Raw genomic sequence first — 19,392 nt, forward strand, 5'->3', positions numbered from 1 at the left:
CGGCGCCCGTATCCGGCGGAGTGGGGAAACCGGCCCCGCCCGGATGTGCATCCGCCACCCCCGTTGCACCATGGCTGCATGCTGCTGACCCGGCTCGCCCACGTGTCCCAGGAGGTCGCCGCCACCTCCGCCCGGTCCCGGAAGATCGCCCTGCTCGCCGAGCTGTTCCGGGACGCCGACGCCGACGACGTACCGATCGTCATCCCGTATCTCGCCGGACGCCTGCCCCAGGGGCGGCTCGGGATGGGGTGGAAGGTGCTGGACCAGCAGGTTCCCGGCGCCGTCGAACCCTCGCTCACTGTGCGGGACGTCGACGCCCGGCTCACGGCGATCGGCGCGGTCAACGGCGCCGGCTCGCAGGCCGAACGCAGGCGGCTGGTAGGCGAGTTGCTCGCGGCGGCCACCGCGGACGAGCAGCGGTTCCTGTTCGCGCTGATCACGGGTGAGGTACGGCAGGGCGCCCTGGACGCGGTGGCCGTGGAAGGCCTGGCGACGGCCACGGACGCGCCGCCCGCAGACGTACGGCGGGCGGTGATGCTCGCGGGGGCCATCCAGCCCGTCGCACAGGCCCTGCTGGCCGACGGGCCGGCGGCCCTCGCCCGCTTCCGTCTCACCGTCGGCCGCCCCGTCCTGCCGATGCTCGCGCACAGCGCCTCCTCGGTGGCGGAGGCCGTCGAGAAGCTCGGCGCGTGTGCCGTCGAGGAGAAACTGGACGGCATCCGGGTCCAGGTACACCGCGACGGCGACGACGTACGGCTCTACACCCGCACCCTCGACGACATCACCGACCGGCTGCCCGAACTGACCACCGCGGCGAGGGCGTTGAGAGGCGAGCGGTTCATCCTCGACGGCGAGGTGATCGCCTTCGACACCTCCGGCCGCCCGCGTTCCTTCCAGGAGACCGCCGGCCGCGTCGGCTCACGCGTGGACGTGGAGACGGCCGCCCGGGACGTCCCCGTGTCGCCCGTCTTCTTCGACGTGCTCTCGGTCGACGGCCGCGACCTTCTCGACCTTCCGTTCGCCGAGCGGCACACGGAACTCGCCCGCCTGGTCCCCGAACCGATGCGGGTGCGGCGCCTGCTGGCCGGCGGCCCCGCCGACCTCCCCGCCGCCGAGACGTTCCTCGCCGACACCCTGGCGCGCGGCCACGAGGGCGTCGTGGTCAAGGCCCTGGACGCCCCCTACAGCGCGGGCCGGCGCGGTGCGTCCTGGCTGAAGGTCAAGCCCGTGCATACGCTCGACCTGGTGGTGCTGGCGGCCGAGTGGGGTCACGGACGACGTACCGGCAAGCTGTCCAACCTGCACCTCGCGGCCCGCAACCCCGACGGCTCCTTCGCCATGCTCGGCAAGACCTTCAAGGGCATGACCGACGCGATGCTGACCTGGCAGACCGAGCGACTCCAGGCGCTGGCCGTGTCGGACGACGGCTGGGTGGTGACCGTACGCCCGGAACTGGTCGTCGAGATCGCCTACGACGGTCTCCAGCGGTCCACCCGCTACCCGGCCGGCGTCACCCTCCGCTTCGCCCGCGTCGTCCGCTACCGCGAGGACAAGACGCCGGAGGAGGCGGACACCGTACAGACCCTGCTGGCCGCGCACCCGGAGGCGACCCGGTGACGGACAAGGCTCCGGCGAGGGTGCGGCGCAGCGCCGGTCTGCTGCTGTTCCGGCGGGCCGCGCCCGGTCAGGACACCGAGGGTCTGGAGGTGCTCCTCGGGCACATGGGCGGACCGTTCTTCGCCCGGCGCGACGCCGGGGCCTGGACGATTCCCAAGGGCGAGTACGGGGACGGGGAGACGGCCTGGGACGCGGCGCGCCGGGAGTTCCGGGAGGAGCTGGGGCTGGCGCCGCCCGAGGGCGAGGCCGTGGCGCTGGGCGAGGTCCGCCAGGCCGGCGGGAAGGTCGTCACGGCGTGGGCGGTCGAGGCGGACCTCGATCCGGCGGCCGTGGTGCCGGGCACGTTCCGGATGGAGTGGCCGAGAGGGTCGGGGCAGGAACGGGAGTTTCCGGAGCTGGACCGGGTGCGGTGGTTCGGCCTCCAGGCGGCGCGGTCGGTGATCGTGACGGCACAGGCGGGGTTTCTGGACCGGCTGACGGAGCACTCGGGGCATTGACAGAAGTGCCGGTGGGTGCCGTACGCGTTGCGGGGCCCACCGGCGCGCGGGAAGGTCGAAGAACAGCCCTCAACCTGGAGGACGGCAATGCCCATCGCGACGGTGAACCCGGCGAACGGCGAGACGCTTCGGACGTACGACGCCATGGACGGCGAGGAGATCGAGCGCAGGCTCACGGCCGCGGAGGCCGCCTTCCGCACGTACCGCACGACCGGCTTCGCCGAGCGCGCCCGGCTGCTGGGCCGGGCCGCCGGTCTGCTGGACGAGGACCGGGACGACATCGCCCGCACCATGACGACCGAGATGGGCAAGCCGGTCAAGCAGGCCCGCGCGGAGGCCGCGAAGTGCGCGAAGGCGATGCGCTGGTACGCCGACCACGCCGAGGAACTCCTCGCCGACGAGAAGCCCTCCGACGCCGACGTCAAGGACTCCGGCGGTTCCCGCGCCCTGGTCCGTTACCGTCCGCTCGGCCCGGTGCTCGCGGTGATGCCGTGGAACTTCCCGCTCTGGCAGGTGATCCGCTTCGCCGCGCCGGCGCTGATGGCGGGCAACGTGGGCCTGCTCAAGCACGCGTCGAACGTGCCGCAGACCGCCCTCTACCTGGAGGACCTGTTCCGTCGGGCGGGTTACCCCGAGGGCTGCTTCCAGACACTGCTGATCGGGTCGGGCGCCGTCGAGGACATCCTGCGCGACCCCCGGGTACGGGCGGCCACGCTCACCGGCAGCGAGCCGGCCGGGCGCGCGGTGGCGGCCGTCGCCGGGGACGAGGTCAAGAGGACGGTGCTGGAACTGGGCGGCAGTGACCCGTTCATCGTCCTGTCGTCCGCCGATGTCGAGCGGGCCGCCGAGGTCGCGGTGACCGCGCGTGTGCAGAACAACGGGCAGTCGTGCATCGCCGCCAAGCGGTTCATCGTGCACACGGATGTCTTCGACGCGTTCGCGGAACGCTTCTCGACGGCCATGGCGGCGCTGAAGGTCGGCGATCCGCTGGCCGAGGACACGGAGGTCGGGCCGCTCGCGAGTGAGCAGGGGCGCGAGGATCTGGAGGCCCTCGTCGACGAGGCCGTGGAGAGCGGCGCGACGGTTCTGTGCGGTGGCGAACGTCCGAAGGATCTGACGGACGACGGCTGGTACTACGCGCCGACCGTCCTCGCCGATGTCACCAGCGAGATGCGCATTCACCAGGAGGAGACGTTCGGCCCGGTAGCGACCCTGTACCGCGTGGCAGACCTGGAGGAGGCGTTGGCGATCGCCAACGACACGCCTTTCGGACTCAGTTCGAACGTGTGGACCCGCGACGAGGCCGAGGTGGACCGTCTCGTACGGGATCTGGAGGCGGGCGGCGTGTTCGTCAACGGGATGACCGCGTCCCATCCGGCGTTCCCGTTCGGCGGGGTCAAGCGGTCCGGGTACGGGCGTGAGCTGTCGGGGCACGGAATCCGCGAGTTCTGCAACATCACCACGGTATGGCACGGAGCGTGAGCGTTCCGCGGCTACGATCGCCCCTGTGAACCGCGAAGTGACTCTGCCTCTGATCGTCGACGACCGCGGCACGTTGCAGGTTGCCGCCTCCGACGTCAGCAAACTGCTGCGCACGGTCGGCGGTCGCTGGCTGCATCTGGTGGAGGCCGGCCAGGACGACCTCGACGAGGACACCGTGGCCGCCCTCACCATCGAACTCGCCAAACTGGCCGACCGAATCGACGTGGCCTGCATCGCCCACAGCAGCGGCACCTCAAGATAGGGGCCGCGCTGACCGGCCGCCCTCAGGGGCGCGGGGAACTGCGCGACAAGCCACGACGCAGCCCCAGTCAGCACACCGCCGCACCCCCCACGGCGCTACCGGATCGGCATCCCCGACAAAGTCCGCGCGATCACCAACCGCTGAATCTCACTCGTACCCTCGAAGATCGTGTAGATCGCCGCGTCGCGATGCATCCGCTCCACCGGATACTCCCGCGTGTACCCGTTCCCCCCGAGTATCTGAATCGCCTGCCCGGTGACCTTCTTCGCCGTCTCGCTCGCGAACAGCTTCGACATCGACCCCTCCGCCGCGGTGAACGGCTTCCCGTTGATCGCCATCCACGACGCCCGCCACGTCAGCAGCCGCGCCGCGTCGATGGACGTACGCATGTCGGCGAGCTGGAAGGCGATCCCCTGGTTGTCGATGATCGGGCGGCCGAACTGCTCGCGGGTCTTCGCGTAGTCGAGGGCGACCTCGTACGCGGCGCGGGCGGTACCCACCGCCATCGCGGCCACCGCGGGCCGGCTCGCCTCGAACGTGGCCATCGCCGCGTTCTTCACGCGCTCGCCGCCGGACTTCGCCCGCTCACGGGCCCGGGCGAGGCGCTCGTCGAGCTTCTGCTTGCCGCCGAGGAGGCAGGAGCCGGGGATGCGGACGTTCTCCAGGACGACCTCGGCGGTGTGCGAGGCGCGGATGCCGTGCTTCTTGAACTTCTGGCCCTGGGACAGACCGGGCGTGTTCGGCGGGACGATGAAAGAGGCGTGGCCCTTGGAGCCCAGCTCGGAGTCGACCACGGCGACGACGACGTGGACGTTGGCGATGCCGCCGTTGGTCGCCCAGGTCTTCGTGCCGTTGAGAACCCACTCGTTCTTGGCCTCGTCGTACACGGCGCGGGTCCGCATGGAGGCGACGTCGGAACCGGCGTCCGGCTCGGAGGAGCAGAAGGCGGCGACCTTGACATCGTTGGCGTCGCCGTACATCTGGGGGATCCAGGTACCGATCTGCTCCTCGGTGCCGTTGGCGAGGACGCCCACCGCGGCGAGGCCGGTGCCGACGATGGAGAGGGCGATGCCCGCGTCACCCCAGAAGAGTTCCTCCATGGCCATCGGGATGCCGAGGCCGGTGGGGTCGAAGTACTGCTGGGCGTAGAAGTCCAGGGAGTAGATGCCGACCTTCGCCGCCTCCTGGATGACCGGCCAGGGGGTCTCCTCGCGCTCGTCCCACTCGGCGGCGGCGGGGCGGATCACGTCAGCGGCGAAACCGTGGAGCCAGTCGCGGACCTCTTTCTGTTCGTCGTTGAGCTCCATGGTGAATTCGGCCATGACCCCTCCATCGCTGCACTAGCATGTTACCTACGGTAACTGGAGTCTGTTACCCGTCGGTAGGAAAAGTCAACTCCCGGACCAGGGTCGGCAGCCCGTTCGATGGGCATGGGCCGATCAGTGCTAGTTTGCGCAAGCGTCACCGATATCAGCACGGGTGGGAGAGAGACCATGGACACCACGCAGCAGAACGATCAGCAGCGGTCCGCCGACCGCCGCCGGCGCGAGCTGCTGGAGGCCGCCGACCGAGTGGTGCTCCGCGACGGCCCCGGCGCCTCGATGAACGCCATCGCCGCCGAGGCGGGCATCACCAAACCCATTCTCTACCGGCACTTCGGTGACAAAGGCGGACTCTACGCCGCTCTGGCCAAACGGCACACCGACGCCCTGCTCTACTCCCTGCGGGCCGCGCTGGACGCTCCGGCGGAGCGGCGGGAGCGGGTGGAGGCCACGCTGGACACCTACCTCGCGGCGATCGAGGCACGGCCCCAGGTGTACCGGTTCCTGATGCACCCCGCGGACGGTGTGTCACCCGGCGACCCCGGGTTCGATGTGAGGAAGCACTCGCTGCCGTTGCTGCGGCTGATGGGCGAGGAGTTGGCCCAGGTGATCGAGGATCGGCTGGATCTCGGGCCCGGCAGTCAGCAGTTGGCTCGGGTGTGGGGGCACGGGATAGTCGGCATGATGCACGCGGCCGGGGACTGGTGGCTGGGTGAACGGCCCTGTTCCCGGGCCGAGTTGGTGCGGAGTTTGGCTGATTTGCTGTGGGGGCGGCTGGCTGCCGCCGGGGACCGGGTCGGTGGGCCGGGGTTCTAGGGGGTTGTGTGTCGTCCGCGGGTGCGTTGTGGCCTGTCGCGCAGTTCCGCGCGCCCCTAACTACGTCCACTCACCCCATGCCACGAAGCTCGGGTTGCCTGTCGCATCAGCCTTCTGTGGCGCCAGCCCGTCAGACGGTCCACGTACGTGTCGCCCGCCAAGTGGTCCAGCTCGTGTTGGAGGCATCTCGCGAAGAAGCCCGTGCCCTCGACGCGTACCGGGTCGCCCGTCGCCGTGAAGCCCTCGACCGTCGTCTCGTCGTGCCGTTCGGTGCCCGCCTCCAGGCCGGGGAGGGACAGGCAGCCCTCGGGTCCACGGAGGACCAGCCCGGTCGCCTCGACCAGGCGGGGGTTGACCACATGGCCCACGTGACGGACGTCATCGTCGTCGGGGCAGTCGTATACGAAGACCCTCAGGGGCCTGCCGATCTGGTTCGCGGCGAGGCCCACGCCCTGGGCGGCGTACATTGTCGCGAACATGTCCTCGACGAGCGCGGCGAGTTCGGCGTCGAAGTGTGTGACTTCGACGCAGGGGCTGTGCAGAACGGGGTCGCCGAGCAGTGTCAGGGGGCGGACGCGCCCCCGGGTGCCGGGGATGGAGCCTGGTCGCATGGCCGCAAGGGTACGGTCACCCATGTCGCGCGGGCGCCGTGGTGGTGCCGCGATGCGGATTGCGTGAACGGATCTCGATAGGCTGAGGTCCACACCACGTGGCCGGAGGCACAGGCGCGGCGCGTACGCAAGGAGGATCGAGATCTGATGGCAGGCAACTCGGACCCGCTCACTCCGCGGGCCAAGCTGGCAGTGACGGCCGGCAAGGCCGTTGCGGCGGCATCGCGTGCGGCAGGGCGCGGCAGCGGGTCGGTGATCGGTGGCAAGGTAGCCCTCAAACTCGACCCCGACCTCCTCGCCCGGCTCGCCCAGCACCTGGACGTCATCCTGGTCTCGGCCACCAACGGCAAGACCACGACCACGCGGCTCATCGCGGAGGCCCTGCGCGCCGCCGGACCGGTCGTGTCGAACGCGCTCGGCGCCAACATGCCCGCCGGCATCACCTCGGCGCTCGCGGGCGGTTCGGACGCCAAGTTCGGGGTCATCGAGGTCGACGAGAAGTACCTCGCCGGCGTCGCCCGGGACACGGACCCCAAGTGCATCGCGCTCCTCAACCTCTCGCGCGACCAGCTCGACCGCGCCGCCGAGACGCGCATGCTCGCCGAGAACTGGCGTGAGGGGCTCGCCGGTTCGAAGGCCGTGATCGTCGCCAACGCCGACGACCCGCTGATCGTGTGGGCCGCCTCCTCCTCCCCCAACGTGATCTGGGTCGCCGCCGGGCAGATGTGGAAGGACGACGCCTGGTCCTGCCCGTCCTGCGGTGGCGTGATGCAGCGCCCCGGCGACGACTGGTTCTGCGGTCAGTGCGGTTTCCGCCGTCCGACGCCGAGTTGGGCGCTGTCCGGCGACCACGTGCTCGACCCGCACGGGTCGGCCTGGCCGATCCACCTCCAGCTGCCGGGGCGGGCCAACAAGTCCAACGCGGCCGCCTCCGCCGCTGTCGCCGCCGTGTTCGGCGTACCGCCGCAGGTCGGCCTGGAGCGCATGTACCAGGTGCAGGCCGTGGCCGGACGGTACGACGTCGTGCAGTTCATGCAGCGCGATCTGCGGCTGCTGCTCGCCAAGAACCCGGCCGGCTGGCTGGAGACGTTCTCCCTGATCGACCCGCCGCCGACGCCGGTCATCCTCTCCGTGAACGCGCGGGGCGCCGACGGCACCGACACCTCCTGGCTGTGGGACGTCGACTACACGCAGCTCACCGGTCACCCGATCCTCGTCATCGGCGACCGCAAGCTCGACCTCGCGGTGCGGCTGGAGGTCGCCAACCAGCACTTCCAGGTCTGCGAGAGCGCCGACCAGGCCGTGCAGATGGCGCCGCCCGGCCGGATCGAGGTCATCGCGAACTACACCGCCTTCCAGGACCTGCGCCGCCGCGTCGGCAACTGACCACTGCCGGCAACCGACCACTGAGGACGATCACTTCATGAGCGACAACCAGCTGCGTCTGGTGTGGATCTACCCGGACCTGCTCAGCACCTACGGCGACCAGGGCAACGCACTCGTCCTGGAGCGCCGGGCCCGGCAGCGCGGCCTCGACGTGGCCCGCCTCGACGTGCGCAGTGACCAGCCGATCCCCACCTCCGGCGACATCTATCTGATCGGCGGCGGCGAGGACCGGCCGCAGCGGCTCGCGGCGGAACGTTTGCGCCGTGACGGCGGTCTGCACCGGGCCGTCGGCAACGGCGCGATCGTGTTCTCCGTGTGCGCCGGGTACCAGATCCTGGGCCACGAGTTCATCAACGACCTCGGTCAGCGCGAGCCCGGCCTCGGACTCCTCGACGTGGTCTCGGTTCGCGGCGAGGGCGAGCGGTGCGTGGGCGACGTACTCGGAGACATCGACGCGCGCCTCGGCCTGCCCCCGCTGACCGGCTTCGAGAACCACCAGGGCGTCACCCACCTCGGTCCCACCGCGCGCCCGTTCGCGAAGGTGCGGCTCGGCAAGGGCAACGGCACGGGGGACGGCACGGAGGGCGCGTACAACGACACGGTCTTCGGTACGTACATGCACGGGCCCGTGCTCGCCCGTAACCCGCTGATCGCGGACCTGCTGCTGAAGCTGGCCCTCGACGTCAACGCGCTGCCGCCGACCGACGACCGCTGGTACGAGGCGCTGCGCAACGAGCGCATCACGGCGGCGCAGCAGCCCGCCTGACCTGCGCGCACTCCCGTGCCCGCGCCGGCCGGTACACCTGCCGTCCGTGTGCGCGTCACCGGCCCGTCTGACGGGGCATCCGCACAGGTGAGCGCGGGTGTCCAGCACCCGGACGGGTGCTACGGCTCCGGTCCCCGCCGCCGGTATGGTGACGGGGATCGAGCCGGACAGCGTGGTCCGGTCCCGGCCCACGTGGAGAAGGTTTTCGGGCGATGCGCATTGGTGTCCTGACGTCCGGCGGCGACTGCCCCGGCCTGAACGCCGTCATCCGGTCCGTCGTGCACCGCGCCGTCGTGGACCACGGCGACGAGGTCATCGGCTTCCGGGACGGCTGGAAAGGCCTCCTGGAGTGCGACTACCTCAAGCTCGACCTCGACGCGGTGAGCGGCATCCTCGCTCGCGGCGGCACCATCCTCGGCTCTTCCCGGGTCCGCCCCGAGCATCTGCGGGACGGCGTCGAGCGGGCCAGGGGCCATGTCGAGGAGCTCGGACTCGACGCGATCATCCCGATCGGCGGCGAGGGCACGCTCAAGGCGGCCCGGCTGTTGTCCGACAACGGCCTGCCGATAGTCGGCGTCCCGAAGACCATCGACAACGACATCGCGGTCACGGACGTCACCTTCGGCTTCGACACGGCCGTCGGAGTCGCCACGGAGGCGCTGGACCGGCTGAAGACCACCGCCGAGTCCCACCAGCGCGTCCTGATCGTCGAGGTCATGGGCCGTCACACCGGCTGGATCGCCCTGCACTCCGGCATGGCCGCGGGCGCCCACGCCATCGTCGTACCGGAACGCCCCTTCGACATCGAGGAGTTGGCCGCGCGCGTGGGTGAGCGGTTCGCGGCGGGCAAGCGGTTCGCGATCGTCGTCGCCGCGGAGGGTGCGAAGCCGCGCGCGGGCTCGATGGAGTTCGACGAGGGCGGCAAGGACGTGTACGGCCACGAGCGCTTCGCCGGGATCGCCCGGCAGCTCTCCCTGGAGCTGGAGGAGCGGCTCGGGAAGGAGGCGCGGCCGGTGATCCTGGGGCATGTGCAGCGGGGTGGGACGCCCACGGCCTACGACCGGGTGCTGGCGACCCGGTTCGGGTGGCATGCGGTGGAGGCCGTGCACCGGGGTGAGTTCGGACGGATGACGGCGCTTCGGGGTACGGACATCGTGATGGTGTCCCTGGCCGAGGCCGTCGAGACGTTGAAGACGGTTCCTGAGGCTCGGTACGCCGAGGCGGAGTGTGTGCTTTAGCCGCTGGCAGTTGGCCGTCGTCCTTCGGGTGCGGGTCCGCTGTGGCTTGTCGCGCAGTTCCCCGCGCCCCTGAAGACCCTCCCCCGGTCCGAGTCGTGACCGGGGCGGTTCTACTCTTGGGGGATGGAGCACAGCGGGCACAGCGGTACGACCATGGATCTTCTGCCCTTCACCCTGGGGCGGGGGCTCGGGTGGTCCGCCGACCCGTTCTTCCTGGTCGCCTGTCTGGCGGGGCTCGGCCTCTACGGGTGGGGGGTCGTGCGGCTCACCCGGCGTGGGGACAAGTGGTCCGTCGGGCGGACCGTCTCCTTCGTGCTCGGTGTGCTGACCGTCATGCTCGTCATGTGCACCAGGCTCAACGACTACGGCATGGTCATGTTCAGCGTGCACATGGTGCAGCACATGGTGATCAGCATGGTCTCCCCGATCCTCATTCTGCTCGGCGCCCCGATCACGCTCGCCCTGCGGGCGCTGCCGGTCGCCGGACGGGGGCGGAAGGGGCCGCGTGAACTGCTGCTGGCGCTGCTGCACAGCCGGTTCATGCGGATCGTCACGCACGCGGCGTTCACCATCCCGCTGTTCATCGCCAGTCTCTACGTCCTGTACTTCACTCCGCTCTTCGACTTCCTGATGAGTTCGAAGGCCGGGCACATCACGATGATGTGTCACTTCCTCGCCGTCGGGCTGATCTTCTTCTGGCCGATCATGGGCGTCGACCCCGGCCCGAACCGGCCCGGCTATCTGATGCGGATGCTGGAACTGTTCGCGGGCATGCCGTTCCACGCCTTCTTCGGGATCGCGCTGATGATGGCGTCGGAGCCGATGGTCGAGGCGTACAAGAACCCGCCCGTCTCGCTCGGCATCGACGCCCTGTCCGACCAGAACGCGGCCGGCGGGATCGCCTGGGCGTTCAGCGAGATCCCGACCGTACTGGTGCTGTTGGCCCTGCTCTTCCAGTGGCACGGCTCCGAACAGCGGCAGGCCAAGCGTCAGGACCGGGCCGCCGACCGCGACGGCGACAAGGAACTCGAGGCGTACAACGCCTATTTGGCATCACTGAACGCACGTGGGCGCTGAATCAACTTTCATTCCCGTTGCCTGAAACACTTTCGTATTCAGTAGCATGGACGTGACGTATCCGCCGGGGGGAGCGGTATGACACTGCATGCTTTCAGGAAACCTGGACTTCAGCGCCTTCTGCGATTGTCCATCGCACTGTTGTGCGTTCTGTTCGCCAGTGGTTGCGACAGGGAGGCACCACTGACGATGGTGAAGGCGGTGGCTTCGGGGGTGCCTTCCCTCGCGCCGTTCTTCGACGAGAACAGCGGCCTGGGTCATGACGCCCAGGTCCGTTCGCAGCCCGCGCACGGCAGCAGCCTGCAGCAGGGCAGCACGCCCGGGCTGTACGGGGGCACGAAGCAGCCGACGGTCTGTGACGTCGACCGGCTGGAACAATTTCTCACCGACCCCAGGAACAACAGGAAGGCCCACGAATGGGCACGTGTGGTCGATATTCCACAGGGCGGGATTTCCGCCTATCTCGACCGGCTCACACCCGTTCTCCTGCGTCACGACACCCTCGTGAAGAACCACGACTACAAGAAGGAAAAAGCGGTCCCCTTCGACGCGCTGCTCCAGGCGGGAATCGCGGTTCTCGTCGATGAGGCGGGAGTTCCCGCAGTGAAGTGTTCATGCGGAAATCCGCTGAGGCCGTTCAAGGGCGCCACGAACCGTATTTTCCGTCGAGTTCGAGGACGGCAACAAGAAGTGGCGCGACTACGACGCCGACGAGGTCGTGCTCGTCCGACCCGCACCCGGCGGCAAGGTCGACCGGTTCGCGCTCGTCGACGTGGACGAACCGGAGCGGGGCATCTACCGCCGGACCGGTACCAAGGGTGAGGTCGACAAGGTGTTCGACACGCGGGAGCGCCATCAGGTGCCGCGCCTCGCCGGGACGACCTTCGGCGCGGCGAGCAGCCGTCTGACGGAGCTGGGCCTGGCGACGGCGTACGACAGCGCCGGGCTGCCCCCGGCGGACGCCATCGTCACCGGGTCGGACCCTGGACCGGGAGCACCGCTCCCCTTCGGCTCGTACGTCACGCTCAACGTGCGCATCGAGTCGGGGTCGGCGGACGACGGCAGCGGCCCAACTCCCTCTGGGGCAGGCACAGGATCGCAGCCCGGGTCGTCGGGGTCGGGGTCGCCGCCAGGTTCCGGGGCTACCTCGGCTCCGGGATCCGACACCCCGTCACCGACGGGACCGACGCGTCGACTCTGTCGACCGCTCCCCCCCGACGCTTTCCCCCTCGTCCAGTGACAAGCCGACGCCGAGTGCGTCCGAGCCGCCCTCGCCCGATCCCACACCGTCCGGGCCCACCAGCGAGCCGCCCTCTCCGGAGTCACCATCCCCGTCGAGCGAAACATCCAGCCCACCCCCCCGACTCACCACCCCCAGAAGCGAGCAGCCCACCTCCGACGATCACCACGACTTCGGATCCCCCGGAATCGCCGGTCGCGTAACCGCGCCCTCTAAGGGGCGCGGGGGACTGCGCGACCCCCCCCCCCCATGGCCCGCAGCCGACGAACCGCACATCCAGCGGGTAGACCTGGGAGTCACGGATGCCATCAGGACCATCAGGACCACCCGCCTCCGGAGTGGGCCGGGTCATCGCCGGCCGTTACCTCCTGCTCAACCAACTCGGTAGCGGCGGCATGGGCCATGTCTGGCTCGCCCACGACCAGGAACTCGCCTGCGAGGTCGCCCTCAAGGAGATCGTGTTCCGCGACCCGGTCGAGGCCTCCGACGAGCGCGCCTCCCGAGTCGCCAGAGCCCGTGCCGAGGCCCGGCACGCGGCCGGGCTGCGCGCCAACCCGAACGTGGTGACCGTGCACGACGTACTGGAGCACGAGGGCCTCCCGTGGATCGTCATGGAGTACGTGGCGGGCGCCCTCGACCTGCGTGACCTGATCGGTATGCGCGGCCCGCTGGCGCCCGACGAGTGCGCCCGCATCGGCCTCGCCGTCCTGGACGCGCTGACCGCCGGACACGAGCAGGGCATCATGCACCGGGACGTGAAGCCCGCGAACATCCTGCTGGCGCCGGACCGCACCGGGACGCCGTACTCCCGGATCCTGCTCACCGACTACGGCATCTCGGTGCAGCCGGACGCGGGAGAGACTCGGTACACGCTGACGTCCGCCCTGGTCGGCACGGCCGGCTATCTGGCGCCCGAGCGGGCCACCGGCGGACCGCCGACCGCCGCCGCCGACCTGTTCTCACTGGGCTGCACGCTGTATCACGCGGTCGAGGGCGTCGGGCCGTTCGAACGGGACACGCATTTCGCGGAAGTCACCGCCGTGGTCATGGAGGAGCACCGGAAACCGGAGCGGGCGGGCGCGCTGAGGCCCGTACTGGAGGCGATGCTCGACAAGGACCCGGACCGGCGGATCACGGCGGCCCGCGCGGAAGCGGCCCTGGACCGTATCGTCACGCCCCAGGCCGACCCGTACGAGCACACCAGGACGGATCCGGGGTCGCTGCCGCCCTGGGGTGCGTCGGAGCAGCTCTACGGGCCTCACCAGGCTCCGCCGTCGCCGCCCGTGGGCGTCTCCCCCGCCCGGTCCGCGCCCCCGCCGGAACCGCCGCGGCACACCCGGGCCCTCCCGGCAGCCCTGGGCGCCCTGCTCGGGATCGCCCTCGCCGGCGCCGGCCTCTGGTTCGTCCTGGGCGGCCCACCGGGCGGCGACGAGGAGACCGCGCGGAAGCCGTACGGCGGCCCCGTCGGTCTCGCCGCACCCCTGGCGGTGGGCGACTGTGTGTTCGCCGACTGGCCCGGTGGCGCGCGCTTCGAGGGGACGCCACGGCTGACCGTGGACCCGGCCTGCGGGGGCGCGGCGCCGGACGGGCAGGTGCTGGCGGTCGTGGACGCCGCGTCCGCCGCCGAGGCGCGGGTGCGGGGGCCCGGCGAGTGCGAGGAGCGGACCCGGGATCTCAGGGAGAAGCTGGCGGACGTACGCGGCTATGCCGTCGTGCCGGCCGAGGGCGGGTTCCGGGCCGCCGAGGGGCGTACGGCCTGTCTGCTGCTCGGTGCGAACGGGCCGGTGTACGGGCCGCTCGGGCCGTTCCGCGAGGCCGGGCAGGCGTTTCGCGACACGGCCGGCATGCAGAAGCGGGACTGTCTGAGGTCACCGTCCGGGCGGGAGGCGCGGCTGGTCGCCTGCACCGAGCCGCACGACGAGCAGGTCCTCGGATTCACTCGGCTCGACGCCGCTGTCCCCTTCGAGGAGGCGCGCGACGTGTCGGACACCGCCTGCGCGAAGGCCGTGCCACCGACCGACTACGGCTTCGATCCGTCGGTCTACGAGGCCGGGTCCTGGACGGGCCGCGGAGCCTGGGACTCCGGAACGCATTTCGTCGTGTGCACCGTTCGCAGGCAGAACGGGGGCACCATGGAGGGAGAAGAGCCATGAGGAGGGTGTTGCGATGCCCGGTTCCACGAACAGTTCCACGAAGACCATGGGGGTGCTCACCGTCGGCGGGCTCGTCGTGGTGACGGCCTACACGGTGACGCTCGGCAGCAACGGCTGGCTGTGGTTCGGCTGGGTGGTGCTGGGTCTGATCACTCTCGGGATGGTGGTCGCCCGGCCCACCTGACGTTCGCACATCCGTACGGGCTATACACCCGTACGGGCTAACGGGCGGGTCGGGTCAGTCCTCGAAGAGCCGGCCCGCCGAGTGGACGCCGGGCTGGTACTTCGGCAGCCGGGCGGTGATCTTCATGCCGGCGCCCGGCGCTGTCTCGATGACGAGGCCGTGGGCGTCGCCGTAGACCTGGCGGAGCCGGTCGTCCACGTTCGACAGCCCGATGCCGCCCGACGGGCTGGCCTCGCCCGCGAGGATACGGCGGAGCAGGACCGGGTCCATTCCGGCGCCGTCGTCCTCGATGACGACCAGTGCCTCGGCGCCCGCGTCCTGCGCGGTGATGCTGATGTGGCTCTTGCCAGCGGCTGCTCCCTTGCCCTCCAGTCCGTGTTTGACGGCGTTCTCCACGAGGGGCTGCAGGCAGAGGAAGGGCAGGGCGACCGGGAGGACCTCGGGGGCGATCTGCAGGGTGACGGTGAGGCGGTCCCCGAAGCGGGCCCGGACGAGGGCCAAGTAGTGGTCGATGGCGTGGAGTTCGTCGGCGAGGGTGGTGAAGTCGCCGTGCCTGCGGAACGAGTAGCGGGTGAAGTCGGCGAATTCCAGGAGCAGTTCACGGGCGCGCTCGGGGTCGGTGCGTACGAACGACGCGATCACCGCAAGCGAGTTGAAGATGAAGTGCGGGGATATCTGGGCGCGAAGTGCCTTGATCTCGGCCTCGATGAGGCGGGTGCGGGACTGGTCGAGGTCCGCCAACTCCAGTTGGACCGAGACCCACCTCGCGACCTCGCCGGCGGCGCGGACGAGGACCGCGGACTCGCGGGGCGCGAAGGCGACCAGGACGCCGTGGACACGGTCGTCGACGGTGAGAGGGGCCACGACGGCCCAGCGCAGGGAGCAGTCCGGGGCGTCGCAGGTAAGGCGGAGGGCTTCGCCCCGGCCGGTCTCCAGGGGGCCGGTGAGGCGTTCCATGATCTCGGCGCGATGGTGTTCGCCGACGCCGTCCCAGACGAGGACCGACTCCTGGTCGGTGAGGCAGAGGGCGTCCGTGCCGAGCAGGGTGCGCAGTCGGCGGGCCGAGCGGCCGGCGGTCTCCTCGGTGAGGCCGGCGCGCAGCGGGGGCGCGGCGAGGGAGGCGGTGTGCAGGGTCTCGAAGGTGGCGTGCTCGACGGGGGTGCCGAGGCCGCCGAGGCGTTCGGGGCGGGCGGTGCGCCGGCCGAGCCAGAATCCGGCGGCCAGCAGCGGGAGGATGGCCACACAGAGCCCGGCGAGGAATCCGCTCATGTCCGTGTCGCCTCCGTGCGCGCCGGTCCCCCGAGGCCGTGACCGCCGTGGCCGCCATGACCACCGTGCGCCCCGGACAGCTCCTCCGGGAGGTGGAAGCGGGCCAGGATGGCGGCCGTGCCGGCCGGGACGCGGCCCGGGGTGGCCAGGGACACCAGGACCATGGTGAGGAAGCCCAGGGGCACGGACCAGAGGGCGGGCCAGGCCAGCAGGGCGTGCAGGGCGCCGGTGCCCGGGAAGCCCGCCATGGTGGCGGCCACGGCGACGAGCGCGGAGCCGCCGCCGACCAGCATTCCGGCGGCGGCGCCGGGCGGGGTCAGCCGGCGCCACCAGATGCCGAGGACGAGCAGCGGGCAGAAGGAGGACGCGGACACGGCGAAGGCGAGCCCGACGGCGTCGGCGACGGGGAGTCCGCCGACGATGGCACTGGCGGCGAGCGGTACGGCCATGGCGATGACCGTACCGAGCCGGAAGTGCCGTACCCCGCGTGAGGGCAGGACGTCCTGGGTGAGGACTCCGGCGACGGCCATCGTGAGCCCCGACGCGGTGGACAGGAACGCGGCGAAGGCACCGCCCGCGACCAGTGCGCCGAGCAGGTCGCCGCCGAGGCCGCCGATCACCCGGTCGGGCAGCAGGAGGACGGCGGCGTCGGCGTCGGAGGTGAGGGCCAGTTCGGGGGCGTAGAGGCGGCCCAGGGCCCCGTAGACGGGCGGGAGGAGGTAGAAGGCGCCGATGAGGCCGAGTACGGCGACGGTGGTGCGGCGGGCGGCGACTCCGTGCGGGCTCGTGTAGAAGCGGACCACGACGTGCGGCAGGCCCATGGTGCCGAGGAACGTGGCGAGGATCAGGCCGTACGTGGCGTACAGCGGGCGTTCCTCGCGGCCTGCGGCGAGGGAGGTCGACATGCCGCCGCCGGTGCCGCGGTCGGCCTGCGGGACGGCGGCGCCCTTGGCGAAGGTGAGGCGGGTGCCGCGGTCGATGTGGTGGGTGCCGGCGGGGAGGTGGAGGACCTGGTCCGTGTGCGGGCGGCCGTCGACCGTGCCGGTCACGGTGACGGTGAGCGGGGCCTTCAGCTTCAGGTCCAGGCCGTCGTCGACGCGGACGACGCGCTGTTCGCGGAAGGTGGCGGGTTCGTCGAAGGCGTGGCGCGGGGCGCCGTCGCCCTGCCAGGCGAGGACGAGGAAGAGGGCGGGGACGAGCAGCGCGGTGAGTTTCAGCCAGTACTGGAAGGCCTGGACGAAGGTGATGCTGCGCATGCCGCCGGCGGCGACGGTGGCCACCACGACGACGGCGACGATGACCCCGCCGGCCCAGTCGGGCGCCTCGGTCAGCACAGCCAACGTCAGTCCGGCGCCCTGGAGTTGGGGCAGGAGGTAGAGCCAGCCTACGCCGACGACGAAGGCCCCTGCGAGCCGTCGTACCGCCTGGGAGGCGAGGCGGGCCTCGGCGAAGTCGGGGAGGGTGTAGGCGCCGGAGCGGCGCAGCGGGGCGGCGACGAAGAGCAGCAGCAGGAGATACCCGGCGGTGTAGCCGACGGGGTACCAGAGCATGTCGGGGCCCTGCACGAGGACGAGGCCGGCGATGCCGAGGAAGGAGGCGGCGGAGAGGTACTCCCCGCTGATCGCGGTGGCGTTGAGACGGGGGCCGACGGTGCGGGAGGCGACGTAGAAGTCGGAGGTGGTGCGGGAGATGCGCAAACCGAACGCGCCGACGAAGACCGTCGCCACGACGACCAGGGCGACGGCGGGGACGGCGTAGTTCTCGTTCATACGGGCCGGTATCCGTTCATCACGTCAGCGGTCCTGGTCCTCGACCAGCCGGACGAAGTCCCGCTCGTTGCGTTCGGCTCGCCGCACGTACCAGCGGGCGAGCAGCACCAGCGGCGCGTAGAGGCCGAAGCCGAGGATCAACCACTCCAGGTGGTGGGCGTCGGGCATCGCGGCGAAGAGGAGCGGCAGCGGGGCGATGAGCAGGGCGAGGACGGCGAACACGGTGAAGGCGGCCCGGAGTTGGGAGCGCATCAGGGAGCGGACGTAGGTGTGGCCGAGGGTGGTCTGTTCGTCGATCTCGGTGCGCGGCCGGTAGTAGCCGGAGGTCCGGCGGGCGCGTCGGGGCGGCCCGGTGACGACGACCCGGCGTTCGGAGGGATCCTGGGGCATGGGTGGGGCTCCGTCTCTCAGCCCGCGGGCCGGCGCATCAGCAGGTCCCGCAGCTCGCGGGCGTGCCGTCGGCTGACCTGGAGTTCCTCGGTGCCGACCAGGACGCTCACGGCGCCCGCGTCGAGGCGGAGCTCGCCGATGTGGCGCAGGGCGACGAGATGGCGGCGGTGGATACGGACGAACCCGCGGGCGCGCCAGCGCTCCTCCAGGGTGGAGAGCGGGATGCGTACGAGGTGGCTGCCCCGGTCGGTGTGCAGACGGGCGTAGTCGCCCTGGGCCTCGACGTGGGTGATGTCGTCGACGGCGACGAAGCGGGTCACGCCGCCGAGCTCGACGGGTATGTGGTCGGGGTCGGGTTCGTGCACGGGTATGGGGGCGGGGACGGGCGGGACGCCGGTCCGCAGTTCGGCGGCTCTGCGGACGGCCTCGGCGAGGCGCTCCTTGCGCACGGGCTTCAGTACGTAGTCCACGGCCTTGAGGTCGAACGCCTGCACGGCGAAGTCCTCGTGGGCGGTGACGAAGACGACGAGCGGCGGCTTGGCGAACCCGGTGAGGAGGCGGGCCATGTCGAGGCCGTCGAGGCCGGGCATGTGGATGTCGAGGAACACCACGTCGATGGCCTCGGGCCCGCCGGGACCCGATTGCAGGGCGCGGTTGATGCGGCGCAGCGCCTCGGTCGCGTCCCCGGCTCCCTCGGCGCTGTCGATCCGGGGATCCGCGCGCAGCAGATAGAGCAGTTCCTCCAGGGAGGGGCGTTCGTCGTCGACGGCGAGGGCGCGCAGCATGAAGGTGGAGTGTAGGTGGAATTCGTACGTGTGCACATGCGCCGGGCGTGCAGGCGGCGAACGCGCGCGGTGCCCGGCGGTCGCTGGATACAGTGCCCGGATGAACAGCAGGCCGGCGCCTTTCGACGAGCTGGACCGGAAGATCATCACCACCCTGATGGCGAACGCCCGTACGAGCTTCGCGGAGATCGGCGCGGCGGTCGGGCTGTCGGCCACGGCGGTGAAGCGGCGGGTGGACCGACTGCGTGAGACGGGCGTGATCACCGGGTTCACGGCGACGGTGGAGCCGTCGGCGCTCGGCTGGAGCACGGAGGCGTACGTCGAGGTGTACTGCGAGGGGGCGGCGCCGCCCCGGCGGCTGGCGGAGGTGGTGCGCAACCATCCGGAGATCACGGCGGCGATGACGGTGACGGGCGGCGCGGACGCGCTGCTGCACGTGCGGGCGACGGATGTGGAGCACTTCGAGAACGTGCTGGAGCGCATCCGCACCGAGCCGTTCATCCGGAAGACGATCAGCTACATGGTGCT

The 19,392-nt window shown here is 70.9% G+C and carries 20 protein-coding genes; 14 read left to right on the forward strand and 6 right to left on the reverse strand.

What is annotated here, in order from left to right:
* Positions 1-78 precede the first annotated feature (78 nt).
* The 4 genes from STRTUCAR8_RS03045 to STRTUCAR8_RS03060 all read left to right on the forward strand — a co-directional run bounded on the left by STRTUCAR8_RS03045 (position 79) and on the right by STRTUCAR8_RS03060 (position 3,858).
* Complete coding sequence (locus tag STRTUCAR8_RS03045; protein ID WP_006373949.1) at positions 79-1,617, forward strand: ATP-dependent DNA ligase; 1,539 nt, start codon at positions 79-81, stop codon at positions 1,615-1,617.
* Positions 1,614-2,114, forward strand: a complete 501-nt coding sequence (locus tag STRTUCAR8_RS03050) for an NUDIX hydrolase (RefSeq protein ID WP_006373935.1) — start codon at positions 1,614-1,616, stop codon at positions 2,112-2,114. The genes STRTUCAR8_RS03045 and STRTUCAR8_RS03050 overlap by 4 nt, the downstream gene beginning before the upstream one ends.
* Before the next feature lie 87 nt (positions 2,115-2,201).
* Positions 2,202-3,596, forward strand: a complete 1,395-nt coding sequence (locus STRTUCAR8_RS03055) for an NADP-dependent succinic semialdehyde dehydrogenase (protein ID WP_006373916.1) — start codon at positions 2,202-2,204, stop codon at positions 3,594-3,596.
* A 25-nt stretch (positions 3,597-3,621) separates the two neighbouring features.
* Positions 3,622-3,858 (forward strand): DUF6213 family protein, encoded by a 237-nt coding sequence (locus STRTUCAR8_RS03060; protein WP_006373911.1) that lies wholly within the window; start codon positions 3,622-3,624, stop codon positions 3,856-3,858.
* 95 nt (positions 3,859-3,953) lie between these two features.
* Here the strand turns inward: STRTUCAR8_RS03060 and STRTUCAR8_RS03065 are convergent, their stop codons facing one another.
* Positions 3,954-5,180 carry an acyl-CoA dehydrogenase family protein gene (locus STRTUCAR8_RS03065; protein ID WP_006373926.1) on the reverse strand — a complete coding sequence of 409 codons (1,227 nt, stop codon included), beginning with the start codon at positions 5,178-5,180 and terminating at the stop codon, positions 3,954-3,956.
* A 171-nt stretch (positions 5,181-5,351) separates the two neighbouring features.
* Here STRTUCAR8_RS03065 and STRTUCAR8_RS03070 point away from each other — a divergent pair, with 171 nt between their 5' ends.
* Positions 5,352-5,996 carry a TetR/AcrR family transcriptional regulator gene (locus tag STRTUCAR8_RS03070; RefSeq protein WP_006373906.1) on the forward strand — a complete coding sequence of 215 codons (645 nt, stop codon included), beginning with the start codon at positions 5,352-5,354 and terminating at the stop codon, positions 5,994-5,996.
* A 56-nt stretch (positions 5,997-6,052) separates the two neighbouring features.
* Here STRTUCAR8_RS03070 and def read toward each other — a convergent pair whose 3' ends face one another.
* Positions 6,053-6,607, reverse strand: a complete 555-nt coding sequence (gene def / locus STRTUCAR8_RS03075) for a peptide deformylase (RefSeq protein WP_044471539.1) — start codon at positions 6,605-6,607, stop codon at positions 6,053-6,055.
* 147 nt (positions 6,608-6,754) lie between these two features.
* On the opposite strand from def, the gene STRTUCAR8_RS03080 reads away from it, so the two are divergent.
* The 8 genes from STRTUCAR8_RS03080 (at position 6,755) to STRTUCAR8_RS52140 (ending at position 14,651) form a co-directional block, all read left to right on the forward strand.
* The gene (locus tag STRTUCAR8_RS03080) at positions 6,755-7,993 is read left to right on the forward strand and encodes a MurT ligase domain-containing protein (RefSeq protein WP_006373927.1); all 1,239 of its coding nucleotides are present in this window, start codon (positions 6,755-6,757) and stop codon (positions 7,991-7,993) included.
* Positions 7,994-8,030: 37 nt separating this feature from the next.
* Positions 8,031-8,759 carry a type 1 glutamine amidotransferase gene (locus STRTUCAR8_RS03085; protein ID WP_006373925.1) on the forward strand — a complete coding sequence of 243 codons (729 nt, stop codon included), beginning with the start codon at positions 8,031-8,033 and terminating at the stop codon, positions 8,757-8,759.
* A 212-nt stretch (positions 8,760-8,971) separates the two neighbouring features.
* Complete coding sequence (locus STRTUCAR8_RS03090; protein WP_006373951.1) at positions 8,972-9,997, forward strand: 6-phosphofructokinase; 1,026 nt, start codon at positions 8,972-8,974, stop codon at positions 9,995-9,997.
* A 123-nt stretch (positions 9,998-10,120) separates the two neighbouring features.
* Complete coding sequence (locus tag STRTUCAR8_RS03095; RefSeq protein ID WP_006373915.1) at positions 10,121-11,074, forward strand: cytochrome c oxidase assembly protein; 954 nt, start codon at positions 10,121-10,123, stop codon at positions 11,072-11,074.
* Positions 11,075-11,200: 126 nt separating this feature from the next.
* The gene (locus tag STRTUCAR8_RS53820; protein ID WP_179200645.1) at positions 11,201-11,896 is read left to right on the forward strand and encodes a DUF6777 domain-containing protein; all 696 of its coding nucleotides are present in this window, start codon (positions 11,201-11,203) and stop codon (positions 11,894-11,896) included.
* 37 nt (positions 11,897-11,933) lie between these two features.
* Positions 11,934-12,314, forward strand: a complete 381-nt coding sequence (locus STRTUCAR8_RS53825; RefSeq protein WP_241784672.1) for a PASTA domain-containing protein — start codon at positions 11,934-11,936, stop codon at positions 12,312-12,314.
* Between the two features lie 302 nt (positions 12,315-12,616).
* Positions 12,617-14,467: a serine/threonine-protein kinase gene (locus STRTUCAR8_RS03105; RefSeq protein WP_006373904.1), complete on the forward strand. Its 1,851-nt coding sequence runs from the start codon at positions 12,617-12,619 to the stop codon at positions 14,465-14,467.
* A gap of 13 nt (positions 14,468-14,480) precedes the next feature.
* Positions 14,481-14,651, forward strand: coding sequence for a hypothetical protein (locus STRTUCAR8_RS52140; protein WP_006373919.1), 171 nt, complete (start codon positions 14,481-14,483; stop codon positions 14,649-14,651).
* 54 nt (positions 14,652-14,705) lie between these two features.
* Here the strand turns inward: STRTUCAR8_RS52140 and STRTUCAR8_RS03115 are convergent, their stop codons facing one another.
* Genes STRTUCAR8_RS03115 through STRTUCAR8_RS03130 form a run of 4 tightly spaced genes read right to left on the reverse strand, consistent with a single transcriptional unit; the run spans position 14,706 to position 18,864 of the window.
* Positions 14,706-15,920 (reverse strand): sensor histidine kinase, encoded by a 1,215-nt coding sequence (locus STRTUCAR8_RS03115; protein WP_006373918.1) that lies wholly within the window; start codon positions 15,918-15,920, stop codon positions 14,706-14,708.
* Positions 15,917-17,689 (reverse strand): sodium/solute symporter, encoded by a 1,773-nt coding sequence (locus STRTUCAR8_RS03120; RefSeq protein WP_006373909.1) that lies wholly within the window; start codon positions 17,687-17,689, stop codon positions 15,917-15,919. Before STRTUCAR8_RS03120 ends, STRTUCAR8_RS03115 begins: the two co-directional genes overlap by 4 nt.
* 24 nt (positions 17,690-17,713) lie before the next feature.
* Positions 17,714-18,079, reverse strand: coding sequence for a hypothetical protein (locus tag STRTUCAR8_RS03125; protein WP_006373910.1), 366 nt, complete (start codon positions 18,077-18,079; stop codon positions 17,714-17,716).
* Positions 18,080-18,096: 17 nt separating this feature from the next.
* Entirely contained in the window at positions 18,097-18,864 is a 768-nt protein-coding gene (locus STRTUCAR8_RS03130) for a LytR/AlgR family response regulator transcription factor (protein ID WP_044471540.1), read from the reverse strand.
* A 100-nt stretch (positions 18,865-18,964) separates the two neighbouring features.
* Here STRTUCAR8_RS03130 and STRTUCAR8_RS03135 point away from each other — a divergent pair.
* The coding region (locus STRTUCAR8_RS03135; RefSeq protein WP_006373903.1) for an Lrp/AsnC family transcriptional regulator at positions 18,965-19,392 on the forward strand (428 nt) is incomplete at its 3' end.

The sequence above is a fragment of the Streptomyces turgidiscabies Car8 genome (assembly GCF_000331005.1).
Lineage (GTDB): Bacteria > Actinomycetota > Actinomycetes > Streptomycetales > Streptomycetaceae > Streptomyces > Streptomyces turgidiscabies.

Excerpts from the sequence above, each read along its gene's own strand:
- STRTUCAR8_RS03045 (WP_006373949.1), top strand. The coding sequence starts at position 79 with ATGCTGCTGACCCGGCTCGCCCACGTGTCCCAGGAGGTCGCCGCCACC.
- STRTUCAR8_RS03055 (WP_006373916.1), top strand. The coding sequence starts at position 2,202 with ATGCCCATCGCGACGGTGAACCCGGCGAACGGCGAGACGCTTCGGACG.
- STRTUCAR8_RS03065 (WP_006373926.1), bottom strand. The coding sequence starts at position 5,180 with ATGGCCGAATTCACCATGGAGCTCAACGACGAACAGAAAGAGGTCCGC.
- STRTUCAR8_RS03070 (WP_006373906.1), top strand. The coding sequence starts at position 5,352 with ATGGACACCACGCAGCAGAACGATCAGCAGCGGTCCGCCGACCGCCGC.
- def (WP_044471539.1), bottom strand. The coding sequence starts at position 6,607 with ATGCGACCAGGCTCCATCCCCGGCACCCGGGGGCGCGTCCGCCCCCTG.
- STRTUCAR8_RS03080 (WP_006373927.1), top strand. The coding sequence starts at position 6,755 with ATGGCAGGCAACTCGGACCCGCTCACTCCGCGGGCCAAGCTGGCAGTG.
- STRTUCAR8_RS03085 (WP_006373925.1), top strand. The coding sequence starts at position 8,031 with ATGAGCGACAACCAGCTGCGTCTGGTGTGGATCTACCCGGACCTGCTC.
- STRTUCAR8_RS03090 (WP_006373951.1), top strand. The coding sequence starts at position 8,972 with ATGCGCATTGGTGTCCTGACGTCCGGCGGCGACTGCCCCGGCCTGAAC.
- STRTUCAR8_RS03095 (WP_006373915.1), top strand. The coding sequence starts at position 10,121 with ATGGAGCACAGCGGGCACAGCGGTACGACCATGGATCTTCTGCCCTTC.
- STRTUCAR8_RS03105 (WP_006373904.1), top strand. The coding sequence starts at position 12,617 with ATGCCATCAGGACCATCAGGACCACCCGCCTCCGGAGTGGGCCGGGTC.
- STRTUCAR8_RS52140 (WP_006373919.1), top strand. The coding sequence starts at position 14,481 with ATGCCCGGTTCCACGAACAGTTCCACGAAGACCATGGGGGTGCTCACC.
- STRTUCAR8_RS03115 (WP_006373918.1), bottom strand. The coding sequence starts at position 15,920 with ATGAGCGGATTCCTCGCCGGGCTCTGTGTGGCCATCCTCCCGCTGCTG.
- STRTUCAR8_RS03120 (WP_006373909.1), bottom strand. The coding sequence starts at position 17,689 with ATGAACGAGAACTACGCCGTCCCCGCCGTCGCCCTGGTCGTCGTGGCG.
- STRTUCAR8_RS03125 (WP_006373910.1), bottom strand. The coding sequence starts at position 18,079 with ATGCCCCAGGATCCCTCCGAACGCCGGGTCGTCGTCACCGGGCCGCCC.
- STRTUCAR8_RS03130 (WP_044471540.1), bottom strand. The coding sequence starts at position 18,864 with ATGCTGCGCGCCCTCGCCGTCGACGACGAACGCCCCTCCCTGGAGGAA.